General features: G+C 71.8%; 18 protein-coding genes. 4 read left to right on the top strand and 14 right to left on the bottom strand.

All coding sequences use genetic code 11. The annotated features are described in order from the left end of the window. Window position 1 precedes the first annotated feature (1 nt). Together purE and ABEB03_RS41875 are read right to left on the bottom strand one after the other, a co-directional pair. On the bottom strand, window positions 2-526 hold the full coding sequence (purE, locus tag ABEB03_RS41880; protein ID WP_078629328.1) for a 5-(carboxyamino)imidazole ribonucleotide mutase: 525 nt from the start codon (window positions 524-526) through the stop codon (window positions 2-4). Continuing rightward, on the bottom strand, window positions 523-1,662 hold the full coding sequence (locus ABEB03_RS41875) for a 5-(carboxyamino)imidazole ribonucleotide synthase (RefSeq protein WP_345658306.1): 1,140 nt from the start codon (window positions 1,660-1,662) through the stop codon (window positions 523-525). Before ABEB03_RS41875 ends, purE begins: the two co-directional genes overlap by 4 nt. Window positions 1,663-1,859: 197 nt before the next feature. Between ABEB03_RS41875 and ABEB03_RS41870 the strand changes: the two genes are divergently transcribed. Then, window positions 1,860-2,396 carry a GtrA family protein gene (locus ABEB03_RS41870; RefSeq protein ID WP_345658305.1) on the top strand — a complete coding sequence of 179 codons (537 nt, stop codon included), beginning with the start codon at window positions 1,860-1,862 and terminating at the stop codon, window positions 2,394-2,396. A gap of 21 nt (window positions 2,397-2,417) precedes the next feature. Here the strand turns inward: ABEB03_RS41870 and ABEB03_RS41865 are convergent, their stop codons facing one another. Together ABEB03_RS41865 and ABEB03_RS41860 are read right to left on the bottom strand one after the other, a co-directional pair. Beyond that, window positions 2,418-3,692 carry an ATP-binding protein gene (locus ABEB03_RS41865; protein WP_345658304.1) on the bottom strand — a complete coding sequence of 425 codons (1,275 nt, stop codon included), beginning with the start codon at window positions 3,690-3,692 and terminating at the stop codon, window positions 2,418-2,420. Window positions 3,693-3,788: 96 nt separating this feature from the next. Then, window positions 3,789-4,466, bottom strand: a complete 678-nt coding sequence (locus ABEB03_RS41860; RefSeq protein ID WP_018566970.1) for a response regulator transcription factor — start codon at window positions 4,464-4,466, stop codon at window positions 3,789-3,791. A 491-nt stretch (window positions 4,467-4,957) separates the two neighbouring features. Here ABEB03_RS41860 and ABEB03_RS41855 point away from each other — a divergent pair, with 491 nt between their 5' ends. Then, entirely contained in the window at window positions 4,958-6,454 is a 1,497-nt protein-coding gene (locus ABEB03_RS41855; RefSeq protein WP_345658303.1) for an oligopeptide:H+ symporter, read from the top strand. Window positions 6,455-6,561: 107 nt separating this feature from the next. Here the strand turns inward: ABEB03_RS41855 and ABEB03_RS41850 are convergent, their stop codons facing one another. The 6 genes from ABEB03_RS41850 to ABEB03_RS41825 all read right to left on the bottom strand — a co-directional run bounded on the left by ABEB03_RS41850 (window position 6,562) and on the right by ABEB03_RS41825 (window position 12,370). Further along, a complete protein-coding gene (locus ABEB03_RS41850) occupies window positions 6,562-7,860 on the bottom strand; it encodes a hypothetical protein (protein ID WP_345658345.1) in 1,299 nt (432 codons plus the stop codon). A gap of 62 nt (window positions 7,861-7,922) precedes the next feature. Continuing rightward, window positions 7,923-9,092, bottom strand: coding sequence for a hypothetical protein (locus tag ABEB03_RS41845; RefSeq protein WP_425589380.1), 1,170 nt, complete (start codon window positions 9,090-9,092; stop codon window positions 7,923-7,925). Between the two features lie 14 nt (window positions 9,093-9,106). Continuing rightward, window positions 9,107-10,102, bottom strand: coding sequence for a hypothetical protein (locus ABEB03_RS41840; RefSeq protein ID WP_345658300.1), 996 nt, complete (start codon window positions 10,100-10,102; stop codon window positions 9,107-9,109). A gap of 34 nt (window positions 10,103-10,136) precedes the next feature. Next, entirely contained in the window at window positions 10,137-10,841 is a 705-nt protein-coding gene (locus ABEB03_RS41835; RefSeq protein ID WP_345658299.1) for an LPXTG cell wall anchor domain-containing protein, read from the bottom strand. 318 nt (window positions 10,842-11,159) lie between these two features. Continuing rightward, window positions 11,160-11,705: an ATP-binding protein gene (locus ABEB03_RS41830; RefSeq protein ID WP_345658298.1), complete on the bottom strand. Its 546-nt coding sequence runs from the start codon at window positions 11,703-11,705 to the stop codon at window positions 11,160-11,162. Between the two features lie 296 nt (window positions 11,706-12,001). Beyond that, on the bottom strand, window positions 12,002-12,370 hold the full coding sequence (locus ABEB03_RS41825) for an STAS domain-containing protein (RefSeq protein WP_345658297.1): 369 nt from the start codon (window positions 12,368-12,370) through the stop codon (window positions 12,002-12,004). Window positions 12,371-12,620: 250 nt separating this feature from the next. Between ABEB03_RS41825 and ABEB03_RS41820 the strand changes: the two genes are divergently transcribed. Continuing rightward, entirely contained in the window at window positions 12,621-13,559 is a 939-nt protein-coding gene (locus ABEB03_RS41820) for an RNA polymerase sigma factor SigF (RefSeq protein ID WP_425589379.1), read from the top strand. A gap of 310 nt (window positions 13,560-13,869) precedes the next feature. Further along, a complete protein-coding gene (locus tag ABEB03_RS41815) occupies window positions 13,870-15,441 on the top strand; it encodes a ricin-type beta-trefoil lectin domain protein (protein WP_425589376.1) in 1,572 nt (523 codons plus the stop codon). On the opposite strand, the gene hutI is transcribed toward ABEB03_RS41815, so the two are convergent. Genes hutI through hutU form a run of 4 tightly spaced genes read right to left on the bottom strand, consistent with a single transcriptional unit; the run spans window position 15,434 to window position 20,854 of the window. Beyond that, complete coding sequence (hutI, locus tag ABEB03_RS41810) at window positions 15,434-16,645, bottom strand: imidazolonepropionase (RefSeq protein ID WP_345658294.1); 1,212 nt, start codon at window positions 16,643-16,645, stop codon at window positions 15,434-15,436. The genes ABEB03_RS41815 and hutI overlap by 8 nt on opposite strands. Next, window positions 16,645-17,985 carry a formimidoylglutamate deiminase gene (locus ABEB03_RS41805; RefSeq protein ID WP_425589378.1) on the bottom strand — a complete coding sequence of 447 codons (1,341 nt, stop codon included), beginning with the start codon at window positions 17,983-17,985 and terminating at the stop codon, window positions 16,645-16,647. The genes hutI and ABEB03_RS41805 overlap by 1 nt, the downstream gene beginning before the upstream one ends. Then, window positions 17,976-19,193: an allantoate amidohydrolase gene (locus ABEB03_RS41800; protein WP_345658292.1), complete on the bottom strand. Its 1,218-nt coding sequence runs from the start codon at window positions 19,191-19,193 to the stop codon at window positions 17,976-17,978. The genes ABEB03_RS41805 and ABEB03_RS41800 overlap by 10 nt, the downstream gene beginning before the upstream one ends. Next, window positions 19,190-20,854 (bottom strand): urocanate hydratase, encoded by a 1,665-nt coding sequence (gene hutU, locus ABEB03_RS41795; protein ID WP_345658290.1) that lies wholly within the window; start codon window positions 20,852-20,854, stop codon window positions 19,190-19,192. Before hutU ends, ABEB03_RS41800 begins: the two co-directional genes overlap by 4 nt. Between the last annotated feature and the right edge of the window lie 75 nt (window positions 20,855-20,929).

Raw genomic sequence — 20,929 nt, 5'->3', positions numbered from 1 at the left:
GTCACTTCCCGAAGCCGAAGCCGCTGTTCGCGCCCTCGACCTTGGTCCGCAGCCGCTTGCCCTTCTCCGTCGCCTGGTCGTTCAGCTCCTGCTGGAACTCCCGCATGCGGCCGAGGAGCTCCTCGTCGTGCGCGGCGAGCATCCGGGCCGCCAGCAGACCCGCGTTGCGCGCGCCCGCCACCGAGACGGTCGCCACCGGCACGCCCGCCGGCATCTGCACGATCGACAGGAGCGAGTCCATGCCGTCCAGGTACTTCAGCGGCACGGGCACCCCGATCACCGGGAGCGGGGTGACCGACGCGAGCATCCCGGGCAGATGGGCGGCACCGCCCGCACCCGCGATGATCGCCTTGAGCCCGCGCTCCGCGGCCTGCTCGCCGTACGTGATCATCTCGCGCGGCATGCGGTGCGCCGAGACGACGTCCACCTCGTACGGGATCTCGAACTCGTCGAGGGCCTGTGCGGCGGCCTCCATGACGGGCCAGTCGGAGTCCGACCCCATGACGATGCCTACAACGGGGCTCATTCGGTGATCGTGCCTCTCAGGTAGCCGGCTGCGTGCCGGGCGCGCTCAAGGACGTCGTCCAGGTCGTCGCCGTAGGTGTTGACGTGACCGACCTTACGGCCGGGCTTCACGTCCTTGCCGTACATGTGGATCTTGAGCTGGGGGTCGCGGGCCATGCAGTGCAGATACGCGGAGTACATGTCCGGGTAGTCGCCGCCGAGGACGTTGACCATCACGGTCCACGGGGCGCGCGGGCGCGGATCGCCCAGCGGCAGGTCGAGGACCGCGCGGACGTGGTTGGCGAACTGGGAGGTGATCGCGCCGTCCTGGGTCCAGTGGCCGGAGTTGTGCGGGCGCATCGCCAGTTCGTTGACGAGGATGCGGCCGTCGCGCGTCTGGAACAGCTCGACGGCGAGGTGGCCGACGACGCCCAGTTCCTTGGCGATGCTCAGGGCCATCTCCTCGGCCTTGAGCGCGAGCGCCTCGTCGAGGTCCGGCGCGGGCGCGATCACCGTGTCACACACGCCGCCGACCTGCTGGGACTCGACCACCGGATAGGCGACCGCCTGGCCGTGCGGGGACCGCACGACGTTCGCCGCCAGCTCCCGTACGTAGTCGACCTTCTCCTCGGCGAGCACGGGGACACCCGCGCGGAACGGGTCCTCGGCCTCCGCCACGGAGTCCACGACCCACACGCCCTTGCCGTCGTAACCGCCGCGGACCGTCTTGAGGACGACGGGGAAGCCGTCGCCCTCCGCCGCGAACGCGGCGACGTCCGCGGGATCGCTCACGATGCGGTGCCGCGGGCACGGCACTCCGATCGCGTCGAGCCTCGCGCGCATCACACCCTTGTCCTGGGCGTGCACGAGCGCGTCGGGCCCCGGGCGGACGGGGATGCCGTCCGCCTCCAGAGCACGCAGGTGCTCGGTGGGTACGTGCTCGTGATCGAAGGTGATCACGTCACAGCCCCGCGCGAAGTCACGCAGCGTGTCGAGGTCGCGATAGTCGCCGACGACGACATCGCCGACGACCTGCGCCGCGGAGTCCTGAGGGGTGTCACTGAGGAGCTTGAACTTGATGCCGAGCGGGATGCCCGCCTCGTGTGTCATACGAGCGAGCTGACCGCCGCCGACCATGCCGACTACCGGGAACGTCACCCTCCAAGAGTATCGGCCGCGCCACCGTGGCCGGTTTCCGCGCCCGTACGCGACCGTTTCCCCGGTGCCGGACGCGACTTTTCTTACCTGTGAGCCCTTGCACAGGCATCGCGGAAGAGGGCTGGATAGCATGGCTGAGTTGACATACTCGACCGTCGTAACCGACGACGTATCCACCGACGGGGGCTGGCGACACCATGGGCAGTGCTTCTACGGGGTCTCGTCCGGGGCCCCGCAGCGCGGTTCACCGCCGGTTCGACCTGCTGATGCGCGAGGTCGCCAAGTTCGGTGCGGTCGGCGGCGCGGGGTTGCTCGTCAATCTGCTGGTGTTCAACCTCGTACGCCATCTCACCGGGCTCCAGGTCGTGCGGGCCAGCGTCATCGCCACCGTCGTCTCCATCGTCTTCAACTACATCGGGTTCCGGTACTTCACCTACCGTGACCGCGACAAGAGCGGACGCACCAAGGAGCTGACGCTCTTCCTGCTGTTCAGCGCGGTCGGCCTGGTCATCGAGAACGGCGTGCTCTACGCCGCGACGTACGGCTTCGGCTGGGACAGCCCGCTGCAGAGCAACGTCTTCAAGTTCCTCGGCATCGGCGTCGCGACGCTGTTCCGCTTCTGGTCGTACCGCACCTGGGTGTTCCGGGCGCTGCCCGCCCGGGAGACCGTGGCCAGCGCGGAGGCGCTCCTCGACGCGCAGCCGGCGCGGACGCGGGCGCGCGCCGACATCTGACCCCCCGCCCTCACGGGCACGTCAGCGGACCGTCTGCTCCGGTTCGTCGAGCGAGGGGCGCTTCAGCGGGGTGCGGGACAGGAACAGGCCGAAGACCGGGGGCTGCGCCTGGAGCATCTCCAGACGTCCGCCGTCCGCCTCCGCGAGGTCCCGGGCGACGGCGAGGCCGATACCCGTGGAGTTGCGCCCGCTGATCGTGCGCTCGAAGATGCGGGCGCCCAGGTCGGTGGGGACGCCGGGTCCCTCGTCCGTGACCTCGATGACGGCCTGGTTGCCGGTCACGCGCGTCCGCAGCGCGACGGTGCCGCCGCCGTGCATGAGCGAGTTCTCGATCAGCGCCGCCAGGACCTGCGCGACCGCCCCGGGGGTGCCCACCGCCCGCAGATGCCGCTTGCCCGAGCTGACGATGGCGCGGCCCGCGCTGCGATAGGCCGGGCGCCACTCCTCCAGCTGCTGCTTGATGACCTCGTCCAGGTCGAAGGAGACGGCGGAGCCGGTACGCGGGTCGCGGGCGTTGGTGAGGAGCCGCTCCACGACGTCCGTGAGGCGCTCGACCTGCGCCAGCGCGATCGTCGCCTCCTCCTTCACCGTGTCGGGGTCGTCGGTGACGGTGATCTCCTCCAGCCGCATGGACAGCGCCGTGAGCGGCGTACGGAGCTGGTGGGAGGCGTCCGCGGCGAGGCGGCGCTCGGCGGTCAGCATCCGTGCGATGCGCTCCGCGCTGCCGTCCAGCACGTCGGCGACCCGGTCCAGCTCGGGGACGCCGTACCGCTTGTGGCGGGGGCGCGGGTCGCCCGAACCGAGCCGTTCCGCGGTCTCGGCGAGGTCGGTGAGCGGCGAGGCGAGCCGGTTGGCCTGCCGCACGGCCAGCAGCACCGCGGCGACGATCGCCAGCAGCGCCACCGCGCCGATGATCAGGAGCGTCCGCCCGACCTCCCTGGTGACGGACGAGCGCGGCTCCTGGACGGTGACCGTCTCGCCCTCCTCGCCCCGGGCGGTGTAGTGGATGATGTCGCCGGTCGGCTTGGTGCCGACCTCGATGGGGGCGCGGCCGGGGATCTCGATCACGGCGTACCGCTCGTCCGTGACCTGGTCCTTGAAGGTCTCCCCGGTGATCTTCTCGTCGCCGAGGATGCGGCTGTCCACGATGCTGGCCAGGCGCAGCGCCTCGGAGTCCACCCGTTCCTGGGCGCTGTTGCTGATGGTGCGGGTCTCGACGATCACGAGGGACACGCCGAAGACGGCGATCACGACGAGTACGACGGCGAGCGTGGACTGGATGAGACGGCGACGCACGGGGCCCTCCGGGCAGGTGGCTGTACGTGGTCCAGTGTGCCCCGGCGCCGCGCCGGCCCGGGCGACACGACGCCCCCGGGCCGGGCCGGGGGGCCGTCAGCTCTTCTCGAAGCGGAAGCCGACGCCTCGCACCGTCGCGATGTAGCGGGGGTTCGCCGCGTCGTCGCCGAGCTTCTTGCGCAGCCAGGAGATGTGCATGTCGAGCGTCTTGGTGGAGGACCACCAGGTGGTGTCCCAGACCTCGCGCATGAGCTGGTCGCGGGTGACGACCCGTCCGGCGTCCCGCACCAGCACCCGCAGGAGGTCGAACTCCTTTGCCGTGAGCTGGAGTTCCTCGTCGCCCATCCAGGCGCGGTGCGACTCGACGTCGATGCGCACGCCGTGCGTGGCGGGCGGCTGCTGGGGCTCGGCCGCGCCGCGCCGCAGCAGCGCCCGTACCCGGGCGAGGAGTTCGGCGAGCCGGAACGGCTTGGTGACGTAGTCGTCGGCGCCCGCGTCGAGACCGACGACCGTGTCGACCTCGTCGGCACGCGCGGTCAGGATCAGGATCGGGACGGTGTGGCCCTCGGCGCGCAGCCTGCGCGCCACCTCCAGGCCGTCCATGCCGGGCAGCCCGAGGTCGAGCACGACCAGGTCGACGCCGCCCTGCATTCCGGCGTCCAGCGCGGTGGGTCCGTCCTCGCGCACTTCGACCTCGTAACCCTCCCGGCGCAGGGCGCGGGCCAGCGGCTCCGAGATGGACGCGTCGTCCTCGGCGAGCAGTACACGGGTCATGGGGTGATGGTAGTCCGCCGCGGACGACAGCCGTGTGGTGATCGGCCCTCGTAATTCACACCCTCCACCAGGGGGATTCTTACCTGTGGCTGTGGGATGCGATCCTGGTGACCACCTTCGAATGAGTGTCCGTGGTTCCACGTTCACCTGTGATCCATCTCTCAAGTCCTTCCATATGCGGCATTGACATGTCGTATGGTGACCAGAACGCCTGTAGCACCACACGGGGACCTTTGGCGAGAGATTCACGCTGAAGGTCTCTTTTGTGTGCGGGCTGGTGTTTGCCAGCCTTGAAAGGAATGACCTGTGGCCGGGCCCGAACGCGCCGTTGCGTGAAGGGCGTGGATCCCGGTGGTCGCCGTCCGCCGCTTCACGATCTGGAGCGGACTCCCCCTGGGCGTGGGGGTGGACGACGTGCTCCGCCGGTGCCGGCCGCCCCCCACCGGGCGCGCAACGCTCATGCCGCGCGTCCCGACCAGCAAGGAACGACCATGGCGTCCAGCCTGACGAAGGACTCGGTCCGCCCGGGCACCCCCGGTTCCGAGAAGACCTTCTTCGGCCACCCCCGCGGACTGGCCACTCTCTTCATGACCGAGATGTGGGAGCGTTTCTCCTACTACGGCATGAGGGCTCTTCTCCCGCTGTACCTGGTCGCGCCGGGCGGCCTCCACCTGAGCGCGGCCACCGCGACCGCGATCTACTCGGTGTACCTGTCGCTCGTGTACCTGCTCGCGCTCCCGGGCGGCTGGTTCGCGGACCGCGTCCTCGGCCCCCGCAAGACCGTCGCCCTCGCGGGCGGCATCATCATGCTGGGTCACCTGACGCTGGCGCTGCCGACGGCCGGCACCTTCTACGCCGGCCTCGGCCTGGTGGCGATCGGTTCCGGTCTGCTGAAGGCCAACATCTCCACGATGGTCGGCCACCTCTACGACGGCCCGGACGACCCGCGCCGTGACGGTGGCTTCACCCTCTTCTACATCGGCATCAACGTCGGTGCGTTCGCCGCCCCGCTGGTCATCGGCACCATCGGCGAGAACGTCAACTGGCACCTGGGCTTCGCCCTCGCCGCGCTCGGCATGGCCCTCGGCCTCGTCCAGTACCTGCTCGGCGGCCGTCACCTCAGCGAGCGCTCCAGCGAGGTCCCCACACCGCTGTCCGCCGAGGAGAAGGCCGCGACCCTGCGCAAGGCCGCGCTGTGGGCCGGTGTCGCCGTGGTCTTCTACGCGATCGTCGGCTTCTCCGGTCACTACACGCTGAACTGGCTGCTGGTCCCGATCACCATCGCCGGTCTGCTCATCCCGGTCCTGGTCATCGCGCGCATCAAGCGCGACAAGAGCCTCGACCGTGTCGAGCAGTCGAAGATGTCCGCGTACATCTGGTTCTTCGTGGCCGCGGCCGTCTTCTGGATGATCTACGACCAGGGCGGCTCGACCCTGTCGATCTTCGCCGACTCGTCGGCCAAGAACACCGTCTTCGGCTGGGAGTTCCCGGTCTCCTGGTACCAGTCCGTGAACCCGGTCCTGATCATGGCGCTGGCTCCGGTCTTCGCCTGGCTGTGGCTGGCGCTGAACCGCCGCGGCAAGGAGCCGAGCACGGCGGTGAAGTTCGCCTCCGGTCTGATCCTGATCGGTGCGTCGTTCTTCCTCTTCCTGGCGCCGCTGGCGATCGCCGACGGCGGTCACAAGGCCGCCGCCATGTGGCTGGTCGCGATCTACTTCGTGCAGACCGTCGGTGAGCTGACCGTCTCCCCGGTCGGCCTCTCCGTCACCACGAAGATGGCGCCCGCGAAGTACGCCTCCCAGATGATGGGTGTCTGGTTCCTGGCCGTCACCGCCGGTGACGCCACGACCGGTCTGCTCTCCATCGCCGGCGTCGACCTCAACAAGACGGGCATCGTCGCCCTGCAGGCCGCGCTCGCCGTGGCCGCCGGTGTCGCCGTCTGGATGTACCGCAAGAAGGTCAAGGACCTCATGGGCGACGTCCACTGACGGACTCCCGCCTCCACGCGCGCCGAAGGGCCGTCGCACCGACCGGTGCGACGGCCCTTCGGCGTTGTGGCCCGGCCGCAGGACGGCTGCTCCGCGGCGACGGTCCGTCAGCCGCCCGCCCTGCGTCCCGGCAGGAACGTGAAGACCGCTCCGCCCAGCAGGACGACCGTCCCGGCGACCAGGCCGAGGGCCTTGAGCGCCCCGTGGCTGTCGGAGCCGGTCTCCGCGAGACCCCCGCCGGACGCCGTGCCGCCGGAGCCCGAGGCGGCGGACCCGCCGCCCGAGGCTCCGCTCGCCTGCTCCGTGGTGTCCAGCGTCAGGGAGACCTCGGACTTCGTCGGGGTGCAGGTCGTCGTCGTTCCGAGGGCCTTCACCGTCAGCACGCCCGGGGAGAGGGTGGAGCTGCCGCTCGCCCCCGGCTTGTAGGTGCCGGTGAGGTCGGGGATCTCGATCGGGTCGCCCGACTTGATCGCCTTGGCGTTGGTCGGCCCCTCGACGTGCACGGTGCCCTTGTCCGACCCGCCCAGGACCACCTCCATCGACGGCTTGACCGAGTCGGCGGGGATGTCGGCGGGGCTGTCCATCACGGACTTCTTGAACTGCACGGTGAGGTCGAAACTCCCGCCGTTCTTCTTGGCGTCGATCTGCACGGGCGAGGTGGCGTTCTTGTCTCCGATGGGCGTCTTGCACGCGTAGGGGACGGAGACCTCCTTGCCCGTGAAGTCCGACTGGCCGCCGCCGTCACCGCCGGTGGTGGATCCGCCGGTGTCGCTGCCGTCGCTCTCACTCGCGCTCGGGGACGGGGTCGCCGAGCCGGTGGGCAGTGTGGGCAGCCCGGTCGGCAGGGTCGGCGTCACCGTGGGCAGACCGCCCGTCGTGCCGCCCGTGTCTCCCCCGCTTCCCGTCACCTTGATGGTCGCCGCCGGTTTCACCGTCTCCTTCGGCGTGCACTTCGTGTCGGTGGACAGCGGTTTGCTGACGTTGATGTTGTACGCGTCCGGGGTCAGCGTGACGTCTCCGGCCGCGGTGAGTTTCAGCTTGCCGGTCATGTCGGACAGCTTCATGTCGCTGTTCTTGGGGATCGCCGGGTTGGACCGCGGCCCCTCCATCGCGATGTCGGCGGTCTGCGCGCCGGCCGCCTTCAGCGTGCCGGTCGGCTTGACCGTGTCCTTGTCGAGGTCGAGGACGTCGGGGTTCTTGGAGGCCGCCTGGACGAACTTCCAGGTGATGGTGACCTCGTCGCCGACCTTCGCCTCGGCGGGCGCGGTGACCTCGACCTTCGTGGTGCCCTGGACCGGGGGCAGCCCGGAGATCGAGGGCGGGATGCACTCGGTCTTGTACGACACCTCGGCGGCCTGTGCCGGGGCCGCGGCCACACCCAGCAGGATGCCCGCGCCGCCGAGCATCAGCGCGACCCCGGCCGCGCTCACTCTCCGCCCCGGTCCCGGTGCCACTCTCCGTTGCTCGCTCACGTATGTCCCTTCCTCGTCTGACTCGTCCGAGTCGTCGGGCTGTTGTCCTGCGGTGCGGAGAGCTGACCGTTCGCCGCGGTTTCCGGACCGTTGTCCGGGGTGAACCACGGCAGGGTCGGGTTCGTGGAGTTCGTGGACGCCGCCGGCGCCGTGCGCCGCTTCGGTGCCTTCCGGGTCTTCGGTGCCGCCCGCCGCCCGGGGGCCGTGTCGTCGGAGGCCGTGTCGTCGGAGGCCGTGGACAGCGCCGGCCGCGGCAGGCGCAGGGCGAGGCCGGGAAGCCCCAGGACCCGGCGGCGGGCCCGCCCGGTCGACCTGCGCGGCCCTACCCGGTCCACCACGGCCATCCCGGCACGGAACACGGCGGCCGGGACGACGAGGCAGAGCAGGATCCAGAAGACGGTCACGCCCCAGGGGCGGCCCACGCCCCACGGCTGCTCGGCGAGCACCTTGCCGCCGTACTTGAGCGAAACGCTGTAGTCGCCGTGCGCCCCGGCCGAGAGTTCGACCGGGAGCTTGATCTGTGCCTTCCGGCCGGGCGCGATCGTGCCGCGCCACTGCTGCTCCTCCCACTGCGGCGCGAACACGCCGTGGGAGGTGCCGACCTGGAAGAGGGGGTTCTTCACGGGGGCGGTGCCGACGTTGCCGACGGTGAAGACGAGGGTGCGCGAGGGCGGTGAGCCGAACCAGGTGAGCAGGCCGTCGGACCCGTCGAGCCGGGTGTCCGTGAGCACCGACAGGCGCCCGCCGCTCTCCTCCTTCGGCAACGGCTCGACCGAGTGCCCGGCCACCATGAAGATCGCGTCCGCCTCGGCCTTCTCGCCGGTGACGGTGGCGACGTGCACCACGCACGGGCACGGTTTCGGCGGCTCGGCGACCGGCAGCCGCTTGCTGAAGCCGCCCTTCGCGTCGGTGGTGACGGCCCGGCCGTCGGCGTTGGCGCAGGAGTTGGTGCCGCCGATCACCCCTCGGGACGGCACGGACTGACCGCAGATCAGCATCATCAGCAGCGCCTTGGGACGCCATCCGCTGCCGGTCACCGTGATCGAACCACCGGTCCCCGCCTGCGAGGCGGACAGCCGCACGCCCGGCTTCCCGTCGGCGGCCACGGCCGCCGTTCCCACCGTCGGGACCAGGACGAGCGCGAGCGCCGCGCCCAGCGCCGCCATCCGCACCTTGACGCTCACGACACCGCTCCCGTCAGTTCGACTTCCGCACACGGCTCTTCACTCGCCCCGCTGCGGCCCGTCCCGCGACGGGTGCGGCGCCGTACGACGACGAGGGCGCCCACCGCCGCGAGGGCGCCCGCCACCCCGGCCACCGGGCCCCACGGCACGAACCGCACCGACGCGGTCGAGGTGTCGCGTGCGCCGCCCGCGGCCGTCACGGTCAGCCGGACGTCGACCGAGTCCAGCGCCGGCGGGTCGTGCCACGGCTCGCTGAGCGTGACGCGGCGGCCTGGCAGGAGTTCGACGGGCAGGGCGCGCGGGGCACGGTCGAGGAGCTCGCCGAGGACGCCTTCGGCGTGGACCGCCAGTCTCGGGGCGAGGACGGTGGTGCCGCGGTTGACCAGCTCGTACGAGATCCGGTCGTGGCGCACGGTGACGTGCTCGACGGTGAGCGCCGACAGCGTCGGTCCGCCGACACGCAGGTGGACGCGGACCGCCGAGGACCGTCCGCCGGCGCTCGCGACGATCGCGCCGGGATGGTCGCCGGGCGTGGCCCCCGCCGGGACACTCACGGTGAACGGCACGTCGGCGCGGGTGCGGGCCGGGACCCGCACCGCGACCGTGCGCACCCCGACCCGCCGGCCCGCGGTGTGGGCGTCGGCGGCGCGGTCGCCGGCCCCGGTCTCCCGCGCGAAGCCGATCCACGCACCGGTGTCCGACGACCTGCTCCGCACGGTGAACGCGCCGTCCGCGGTGTTGTCGGCGTCCGCGCCGCGCAGCCGGACGGTGAGCGGATCCGGGCCCGGGTTCAGCACGGACACGGAGTCCTGGAGCACCGCGCCGGCGGCTCCTTCCGCGTAGACGTAGGGACGGGCGCCGGCCGGGTCCGCCGTGCTCGTGGACGGCACCACGGACCAGCCGTCGGCCCCGAGGGCCGCGGTCGCGGGTGCCGCGACCGACAGCGCCAGGGTCAGGCCCAGCGCACGGGCGGCGAAGAGTGCGTACGGCATCGGCGGCTCCCTGGGGCTTCGGGCGTGCGAGGCGTCAGCGGCGTACCGCCTGATGCCTGCGCGTGAGCCACAGGACGCCGGCCGCGCCCGCGAGCAGCACCGTGCCGCCGAGAGTGCCGAGGGCGATCGCCGAGTCCTCCGGGCCGGTCTGCGGGAGCTCGCCGCCGGAGTCCGAGCCGGCCTGGCTCTGGCTCGAACCCGACGAGCCCGAGCCGCCGCCCGCGGCGGTGACGTCGAGGGTCAGGGAGGGCTTGGGGTCGTTCGAGGGGGTGCACGTGGTGGTCGTGCCGAGGGCCTTGATGGTGAGCACGCCCGCGGTGAAGGTGACCTTGCCGGACTTCTTCGGCGTGTACGTGCCGCTCAAGTCGCTTATCTTTATGGGGGTGTTGGCGGGGATCGCCGCCGCGTTGGCGGGCCCGCTCACCGCCACCGTTCCGCTGTCCGCGCCGCCCACCTTGATCACGGCGCTCGGGCTCATCGCGCCCTTGCCCAGCTCCACGGGGCTGGAGGAGACGCCCTTCTGCCAGGACATCGTGAGCTTGTAGCCGCTGCCGCTCTTGACGCTCTTGATGTCGATGGGCGAGACGGCGCTCTTGTCGCCGATCGGCGTCTTGCACTGGTAGTTGACGTTCACCACGGCGGCCTGGGCCGCGGGGGCGGCCATCAGCACCGCCGAGCCGGCCAGGGCCGCGGCGGACGCGAGCGCGGCGGTTCGTTTCTGGTACGTCCGGTACGACACCTCGAAGTCCCTCCGTCGCCGAGATTTCCTGACGGCACATCAGATCGGGCGCTCAAAGTACGCCCGGGGTCTTGCGGAGGGAAGACAAAGTGCGCGCCGGATCTGAGGAGATCCGGCGCGCATGCGGCGACGTACGAAGAAGGGTTCGAACCGCCGGTAACCCCAGTTGCCGGGGCGGGACGGACACCGGGCGGCAGGTCCGCGAGGGCGCGGCGCGCCGTGGACGGCGGGTGCGCTCGTGCCGGGCGGGGCGCGGCGCGGCGGGTGTGCGCACGCCGGGGGCGCGCCGCACGAGACCGTGCGGCGGCTCCGCGAGCGCTACGCGGGGCCCCCGAGCTCCGCCCACACGGTCTTGCCCGCGACACCCGGGGTCCGCACGACCCCCCAGTCGAGGCACAGCCGCTGCACGATGAACATGCCGTGGCCGCCGGGACGGCCGGCGCGGTGCGGGGTGCGCGGGGCGGGCTGACCGTTGCCCCGGTCGGAGACCTCGATGCGCAGCACCTTGTTGTCGCAGCTGATCCTGAGTTCGTCCGGACCCTCGGCGTGCAGGCAGGCGTTGGTGACGAGTTCGGAGACGACCAGCAGGACGTCCTCGGCGGCGGCCCGCTGGTCGGCGCCCGAGGCGGGCAGCCAGCCCCACGCGTACAGCGCCTGGCGGGCGAAGTCGCGGGCGAGCGGCACCACGCCGCTCGCGCCGTCGAAGTTCAGCCTGCGGGCCTGGCGGTCCGCGGAGGGGACGGCCGCGACGACCGGGGGCGCGCCGTCTCCGGGCGCCAAGCCGCCCACGGACGCCCCGGAAGCGCCGCCGTCGCCCGACTCCGGGCCGCGGTCGCCCGGCGGGTAAGGCCGGGTGGTGCTCATCAGCGCTTCACCTCACCGATTCACCGGTTCACAATTCAAGACTCGGTACGTTTCAGGTCTCAGTACGTGCGGATCGAACTTGTGGATCAAACGTGCGGACCGACGGCGTGTGCACCGCCGCTCCGCTCCCGCCGCCGGCACATGTGCTGCCGACACGTTCAGGATGTCTCCTGCCCGACCGAACCGTCCGAACACCCACTTATTCGGCACGGAACGCGTGACGCGGGTAACGCATCGGTCACTCAGGGGCAACTGGGGCACAACCTCGAGGCGGGAGGGCCTGTGGAACAGGGCGATCAGCCGCCGAGGGCGGCTTCGAGCGTCTCGTGGACGGTGAAGACGGCCTCGGCCCCGGTGATCTCGAAGACCCGGGCGACCACGGGCTGCATCGCCGCCAGATGGACCCCACCGCCCGCGGCCTCGGCCTTCAGCCGGGCACCGAGCAGCACATTGAGTCCGGTCGAATCACAGAACTCAAGGCGTGAGCAGTCGACGACCAACCGTGAGTACCCCTTTTCGAGGCACTTCTCGAGTGGCTCACGCAACAATTCGGCGGTGTGGTGATCCAACTCACCCGCGGGAGTCACGACGGCGCTTGAGCCCTCTTCCCGCACCTCGACAAGAAGCCGGCCCGACTGTGCGCTGCCGACCGTCCCGCGGTCCATGCCGTCTCTCTCCCGGGTGTCGTGACTGCTGAAATCTGCACTCGAACACTACGCCTTCCCTACGACCTCCGACACCCGAACAACCCCCCGAAAATGGACATTTCGCCGCGAATCATACTTGCGGTGACCTCGTGAAAGCGGGTAGGGCTAGTAGAGACACGTATTCGACACGGCCGGCTTTGGAGGCGCCGCACACCGCAGTGCACGTATTGGCTTCGGCGGCCATATGCCGAGAACGATGGAGGACATCATGTCACCCCGGCTCGACGCATCGCAGACCCAGACGGCGACGTCGACACCTTCTCTGGACCTTCCGGAGCGCCTCGAAAGGACCGGTGGCCCCGATTCGGCCGCCGAAACCCACGAGTTCGACGGTTTCGACGCCCTCGCCGGACTTCCTGAGATCCCCCCGTACGACGAGGTGGGGCCGGTGGACGCACGGGCTCTGTCCAAGACGCTCTTCCAGCGGCTCGAGTCCCTCGAAGAGGGCACCCACGACCACGCCTACGTACGCAACACGCTCGTCGAACTGAACCTCGCGCTCGTGAAGTTCGCCGCCTCCCGCTTCCGCTCTCGCAGCGAGCCGATGGAGGACATCATCCAGGTCGGCACCATCGGCCTGATCAAGGCGATCGACCGCTTCGAGCTGAGCCGCGGCGTCGAGTTCCCCACCTTCGCCATGCCGACGATCATCGGTGAGATCAAGCGCTTCTTCCGGGACACGTCGTGGTCCGTGCGGGTGCCGCGCAGGCTCCAGGAACTCCGCCTGGACCTCGCCAAGGCGGGCGACGAACTCGCCCAGCAGCTGGACCGCGCCCCGACCGTGGGTGAACTCGCCGGGCGCCTCGGCATCAGCAACGACGAGGTCGTCGAGGGCATGGCCGCCTCCAACGCGTACACGGCCAGTTCGCTGGACGCCCAGCCCGAGGAGGACGACTCCGAGGGCGCGCTCGCGGACCGCATCGGCTACGAGGACCACGGGCTCGAAGGCATCGAGTACGTCGAGTCCCTGAAGCCCCTGATCGCCGAACTCCCGCCGCGCGACCGGAAGATCCTCTCGCTGCGCTTCGTCGCCAACATGACCCAGTCCGAGATCGGCGACGAACTCGGCATCTCCCAGATGCACGTCTCCCGGCTGCTGTCCCGCACGCTGGTGCGGCTGCGCAAGGGACTGACCGTCGAGGAATGACCTCCCCCGCCCTCGCCGGGCCGGCCGTGTCCCACCGGTCGGCGTCCGGCTGAGCGGCGTCCGGCCGACCGACTGTGTCCGGTACCCGATCGCCCGGGTACCGGACACAGTCGGTTCCGGACCCGCCCACCGCGCGGCCGACGTGCCCGGCGCCGCCCGCGACCGTCGCGGTCACGGCTTGGCATCAAGCCGAGTTACCCCCGGAAACCCCTTTTCCAGCCGGATCGCCTCCACCACTATGGGCCCCCCATACCCGCCGGTAGGTCAGGGCTCCGGCGGGCGGGCCGAGGGGACGCGAGGAGGCACGGGAATGGCTGGGGCCGGCCGGACCGACGCTGAGGACACCGGGGACGAGGCCGGGGGCGAGGGCATGTTCGCCACCGTCTCCGACGCGCAGCTCACCGAACTGCTGCGCGCCGACACCCCGACCGCGTATCCGGCGCTGCGCGAACTGCGCCTGCGCCACCGGCCCGCGGTCCACACCTACGCCCGCATGTGCGCGGCGGGCGAGGCCGCCGCCCGCCAGCTGACCGCGCAGGCCTTCGCCCTCGCCGCCCGCGACACCGCGCTCGGCAGCGACCCGCGCGGACCCTGGCGTCATCAACTCCTGCTCCTCGTGTGCCAGGTGGCCGCCTCCTGGGCCACCGGGGAACGTGCGAGCCGCCTCGACCCCGACCTGCTCGGACGGCTCCTGCACGCCGGTCCCGACGGGCCCGTCCCGCCGATGCTCGACGCCTTCGAGTCGCTGCCGACCCGCGTCCAGGGCCTCGTCTGGTACGGCGTCGTCGACGAGGAAGGCGACGAGCGGACCGCGACGCTCCTCGGCATCACCCCGCAGGACGTGACCTACGGGCGCGGGCCGGCCTTCCAGGCCCTGCGCCAGGCCTGTCTGAAGACCCGCCTCGCCCGCTCCGGCAACCCGCGCTGCCAGGACTTCCGGCGGCTGATCGAGGAGGCCGCGCACCCCGAGAGCCCCCGCTACAGCGCCGACCTGCACGCCCACATGGCGCACTGCGGACACTGCGCCGCCGCGTACGAGGAGCTGGGCGCCCTGCGGGACACCCCGCGCGAGGCCCTGGCGGAGGGGCTGCTGCCGTGGGGAGGTGCCGCTCTCGTGGGGCGCCGTGACGGCGAGCCCCGGACCGCGCCCGCCGCGCGGGGCGGCTGGGCCGGACTGCCCTCGCGGCGCTTCGTGCTGGTCTCCGCCGCGCTCGGTGTCGCGGTGGCGCCGCTGCTGCTGTTCCTGCTGACGTCCGGCGGCTCGGACCCCGCGCCCACGGCCGGAACGGTCCGCACCCCCGCGGCGCCGCCCCCCGTGACGGTGACGGCGACGGTCTCCGCGTCCGCGTCGCCGTCCCCGTCCGCCACCTCCCGGCACTCCAGCCGGCCGCCGACGCCGTCGCCGACCGCGAAGCCGTCGAAGACGCCCGCGAAGACGCCGAAACCGTCGCCGACGCGCAGCGCCTCCCGTCCGCCGGACGGCACCTTCGCCCAGGTGGTGAACGTCGGCTCCGGCCGGTGCCTGGACATCCGCGACGGCGACCTGGACCGCGGCACGGACGTGATCACGGCCCGCTGCACCTCGTCGCCCACCCAGATGTGGCGCGTCGACACCGACCGCGACGTCCTCCAGTCGTACGCCGACCCGGACTACTGCCTCGACAGCCGCGGCGACACCGACCGGGGTGTCGGCATCTGGGAGTGCGACTCGGTCTACGGCTCCCACGGCCAGAACCTGCGCTTCACCGTGGACGGCGACGGCGTGATCCGGCCCGCCATCGCCCCGGACCACGCGGTCACCCCGGACGACTACGGCGTCGCGCTCCTCACCGCCGGGGGAGGCGAGGACCAGCGTTGGCGCGCCGGGGCGACGGCTACCTGACCGGGACCCCGCGCCGCCACACGCGCGACACCAGCGGGACGCCCGGCCGGTAGGCCAGGTGCACATGGCTCGGGGCGTCGAGCAGGGCCAGGTCGGCGAAGGCGCCCGGGGTGAGACGGCCGACGTCGTCACGGCGCAGGGCCGCCGCCCCGCCCGCCGTCGCCGACCAGAGCGCCTCGTCCGGGGTCATCCGCATGTCGCGCACGGCCAGGGCGATGCAGAACGGCACGGACGACGTGAAGGACGAGCCCGGGTTGCAGTCCGTGGACAGGGCGACGGTGACACCCGCGTCCAGGATGCGGCGGGCGTCGGGCCATTCCGCGCGGGTGGAGAATTCGGCGCCGGGCAGCAGCGTGGCCACGGTCCGGCTGTTGGCCAGGGCGTCCACGTCGGCATCCGTCAGATGTGTGCAGTGGTCCGCGCTGGCCGCGTCCAGTTCCACGGCGAGCTGGACGCCGGGGCCGTAGGAGAGCTGGTTGGCGTGGACGCGCGGGTGCAGGCCCTTCGCCTTGCCCGCCGTGAGGATCGCGCGCGCCTGGTCGCCGTCGAAGGCGCCCTTCTCGCAGAACACGTCGACCCAACGGGCGTACGGGGCACAGGCGTCGAGCATCTCGCCGGTGACCAGGGCCACGTACCCGGCCGGATCGTCCGCATGGTCCGGCGGGACGATGTGCGCGCCGAGATAGGTGACCTCGTCCGTGTGCGCCGCCGCGATACGCAGAGCCCGCGCCTCGTCCTCGACGGTCAGGCCGTAGCCCGACTTCGTCTCGAACGTGGTCGTGCCCTGGCGCAGGGCCTCGGCCAGGTAGTGCGTGAGGTTGCGCTCCAGGGCCGCGTCGTCCGCGGCGCGGGTCGCGGCGACGGTGGTGCGGATGCCGCCCGCCGTGTAACCGCGGCCCGACATACGGGCGTTGAACTCCTCGGTGCGGTCGCCCGCGAAGACGAGGTGCGAGTGGGAGTCGACGAAGCCGGGGATCACGGCCCGGCCCCCGGCGTCGACCCGGTTGTCGGCGGCGGGTGCCTTGTCCGACGCACCGGTCCACGCGATGCGGTCGCCGTCGACGACGACGGCCGCGTCCCGGATCAGGCCCAGGGGCGACCCGTCACCGAGGGAGGGGTCGTTGGTGACCAGGCTTGCGATGTTCGTGATGACGGTGGTGCTGCTCATGGCGTCCTCAGGGGTGGCGGGACTGCGGGTGGGCATCAGGCGCGCAGGGCTTCGACGGCGTCCGCGAGCGCGGTCGGCACGTCCGGCACGAGCGTGTGCACCCCGTCCCGTACGACGTGCCGGCCGGCCACGACCGTATGGCGTACGTCGGCACCCGTCGCGGCGAACACGGCCGTCTCGGCGCCGAGGCGCGGCAGGGGCCCCGCTGTTCTGACCGTGTCGAGGGCGATCGTGGTGAAGTCGGCGGACGCGCCCGCTTCGAGGATGCCGGCGTCGTCCCAGCCGAGGGCCGCGTGGCCGTCGGCGGAGGCGGCGCGCAGCAGGGCGGCCGCCGTCCAGTGACCGCGGGTCCGGGTGCGCAGGCGCTCGTTCAGCTCCATCGCGCGGGCCTCTTCGAGCAGGTCGATCACGGCGTGGCTGTCGGAGCCCAGGGACAGGGGCGAGCCGGCCCGCTGGAGGGCGACGGCCGGCCCGATGCCGTCCGCCAGGTCGCGTTCGGTGGTCGGGCACATGCAGGTGCCGGTGCCCGAACCGCCGATCAGGGCGATGTCCTCGTCCGTGAGGTGCGTGTTGTGGACGCCGGTCGTGCGCGGCCCGAGGACTCCGTGGTCGGAAAGGAGCTGCGTGGGCGTGCAGCCGTGCGCTGCCCGGCAGGCCTCGTTCTCCGCCGTCTGCTCGGACAGGTGGACGTGCAGCGGGGCCCGCCGTCCCTCGGCCCAGCGCGCCACGGTCGGCAGCTGGTCCGCGGGCACGGCCCGTACGGAGTGGACGGCGGCACCGATCCGTGCGTGCTCCCGGTCCTTGAGCAGCGAGGCGCGCTGCGCCCAGGCGTCGGCCGTGCCGTCCGAGAAGCGCCGCTGGTGCGCGTTGGGCGGCTGTCCGAAGCCGGAGGACAGGTAGGCCGTGTCGAGGAGGGTGATGCGGATCCCGGCCTCCCGCGCGGCCTCGATCAGCGCTTCGCCCATCGCGTTCGGGTCGGCGTACGGGGTGCCGTCGGGGGCGTGGTGCACATAGTGGAACTCGCCGACCGCGGTGACGCCCGCGAGCGCCATCTCCGCGTACACCGCGCGGGCGAGCGCGCGGTAGGTGTCCGGGGTCAGCCGGTCGGCGAAGGAGTACATGACCTCGCGCCAGGTCCAGAAGGTCCCGGAGCCGACCTGGACGGTGCCGCGCAGGGCCCGGTGGAAGGCGTGCGAGTGGGCGTTGGCGAGTCCCGGGAGGGTGAGTCCGCGCAGGATCTCGGCGCCCGGCGGCGGGGTCTCGGCTCCGGTGCGGACCGCGGTGACGCGGCCGTCCCGTACGTCCAGGGCGACGCCCGGCTCGACGTGGGTGTCGAGCCAGGCGTGTTCCAGCCAGTACGTCTGCGTCACCTGCAGGCCAGCCCTTCGAGTACGTCGGCGAGTGCGGTCACCCCGGCCACGCAGTCGTCCTCGGCGGCGTGCTCGGCCGGGGAGTGCGAGACGCCCGTGGGGTTGCGTACGAACAGCATGGCGGTCGGGACGGTGCCGGAGAGGATTCCGGCGTCGTGTCCGGCACCCGTACCCAGAACGGGGACGGTGAGGTCCGCCTCCTTGCCCAGGATGCGCGCGAGTTCGTCGCGCAGCGCGTGCTCGAACTCCACGACGGGGGTGAACGACTCGCGGACGACGTCGAGTTCGATGCCGTGCGCCTCGGCGTACTCGCGGGCCGCCTTCTCGACGCCGGTGACGACGGTGTCGAGGGTCGGCTGGTCGGCGGCCCGGGAGTCGAGCCAGCCGCGGACGAGGGAGGGGATCGCGTTCACGCCGTTCGGCTCGACGGAGATCTTCCCGAAGGTGGCGACGGCACCGGCGAGTTCCGCCTCGCGCCGGGCGGCGAGCACCGTCTCGGCGTAGGACAGCATCGGGTCGCGGCGGTCCACGAGCCGGGTCGTGCCCGCGTGGTTGGCCTCGCCCCGGAAGTCGAACCGCCACCGCCCGTGCGGCCAGATGGCGCTGGCGATGCCGACCCGGTCGCCGCTGAGGTCGAGGGCGCGGCCCTGTTCGACGTGCAGCTCGACGAAGGCGCCGATCCGGGCGAGCCGCTCGGGGTCGGGCCCGATCGTGGCGGGGTCGTACCCGGCCCGTTCCATGGCCTGCGGCAGGGTCACGCCGTCCGCGTCGGTGAGCCGGTGGGCCTGTTCGACGGTCAGCTGCCCGGCCGCCAGCCGGGAGCCGACGCAGGCGAGCCCGAACCGGGCGCCCTCCTCGTCGCCGAAGTTGACGACGGCCACGGGCTTGGTGAACCGGACGCCCCGCGCACGGAGTTCGTCGAGCGCGGCGAAGGAGGACACGACACCGAGGGGCCCGTCGAAGGCGCCTCCGTCGGGGACCGAGTCCAGGTGCGATCCGGTGACCACGGCGTCCTGCCCGGCGGGGTCGCCGAGCCAGGCCCACTGGTTGCCGTTCCGGTCGAGCTCATAGGTGAGGCCGCGGGTCTCGGCCTGGTCCTTGAACCAGGCCCGGCAGTCGGCGTCGGCACCGGTCCAGGCGAACCGGCGGTATCCGCCGGAGGCGGAGCTGCGGCCGACCGGCAGCAGCTCCGCCCACATGCTCCGGAAGCTCACGCCTCGCCGCCCTCACGCATCGGCACGCGCACGCCGCGCTCGTCGGCGACCGACTCGGCGATGTCGTAACCGGCGTCGACGTGCCGGATGACGCCCATGCCGGGGTCGTTCGTCAGGACGCGGCGGATCTTCTCGCCGGCCAGCTTCGTGCCGTCGGCGACGGAGACCTGGCCCGCGTGGATGGACCGGCCCATGCCGACGCCGCCACCGTGGTGGAGGGAGACCCAGGAGGCACCGGAGGCGACGTTCACCATGGCGTTCAGCAGCGGCCAGTCGGCGATCGCGTCGGAGCCGTCGAGCATGGCCTCCGTCTCGCGGTACGGGGAGGCGACGGAACCGCAGTCGAGGTGGTCGCGGCCGATGGCCAGCGGTGCCTGGAGCTCGCCGCTCGCGACCATGTCGTTGAACCGCTCGCCGGCCTTGTCGCGCTCGCCGTAGCCGAGCCAGCAGATGCGGGCGGGCAGGCCCTGGAAGTGGACGCGCTCGCCGGCCATCTTGATCCAGCGGTGCAGGGACTCGTTCTCCGGGAAGAGGTCGAGGATCGCCTTGTCGGTCTTGGCGATGTCGGAGGCCTCGCCGGACAGGGCCGCCCAGCGGAAGGGGCCCTTGCCCTCGCAGAAGAGCGGGCGGATGTAGGCGGGGACGAAGCCGGGGAAGGCGAACGCCCGGTCGTACCCGGCGAGCTGGGCCTCACCGCGGATCGAGTTGCCGTAGTCGAAGACCTCCGCGCCGGCGTCCATGAAGCCGACCATCGCCTCGACGTGCTTGGCCATCGACTCGCGGGCGCGGGTGGTGAAGCCGGCCGGGTCCTTGGCGGCCGCGTCGGCCATGTCGTCGAAGTCGACGCCGACGGGGAGGTAGGCGAGCGGGTCGTGGGCCGAGGTCTGGTCGGTCACGATGTCGATGGGGGCGCCCTCGGCGAGCATGCGGGGCAGCAGCTCCGCCGCGTTGCCGAGCAGGCCGATGGAGAGCGGCTTGCGCTGGTCGCGGGCCTCGGTGGCCAGCTGGAGGGCGTGCTCCAGGGAGTCGGCCTTCACGTCGAGGTAGCGGTGCTCGATGCGGCGCTCGATCGCGCGCGGGTCGCAGTCGATGCAGATCGCGACACCGTCGTTCATCGTCACGGCGAGCGGCTGGGCGCCGCCCATGCCGCCGAGGCCGGCGGTCAGGGTGATGGTGCCCGCGAGCGTGCCGTTGAACTTCTTCGCGGCGACGGCGGCGAAGGTCTCGTAGGTGCCCTGGAGGATGCCCTGGGTGCCGATGTAGATCCAGGAGCCGGCCGTCATCTGGCCGTACATGGTGAGGCCGAGGGCCTCCAGGCGCCGGAACTCCTCCCAGTTCGCCCAGTCGCCGACCAGGTTGGAGTTGGCGATGAGGACGCGCGGGGCCCACTCGTGGGTCTGCATGACGCCGACGGGACGGCCGGACTGGACGAGCATCGTCTCGTCCTGCTTGAGGGTCCGCAGCGTGCGGACCATGGCGTCGAAGGAGCGCCAGTCACGGGCGGCCTTGCCGGTGCCGCCGTAGACGACGAGCTTGTCGGGGTGCTCGGCGACCTCGGGGTCGAGGTTGTTCTGCAGCATCCGCAGGGCGGCTTCCTGCTGCCATCCCAGGGCGCTCAGTTCCGTACCGCGCGGCGCTCGGACGGGGCGGGGTCCTGACATGGGCTGCCTCCTGTGCGGACGGGTCCGGTGTCCGGACTGTTCAGCGACTGTTGCTATGGATATTCACATCCTGAC

Origin of the sequence: Streptomyces siamensis, from assembly GCF_039543605.1 — a bacterium.
Taxonomy (GTDB): Bacteria; Actinomycetota; Actinomycetes; order Streptomycetales; family Streptomycetaceae; genus Streptomyces; species Streptomyces siamensis.
This window is presented reverse-complemented; position numbering and strand designations above follow the sequence as displayed.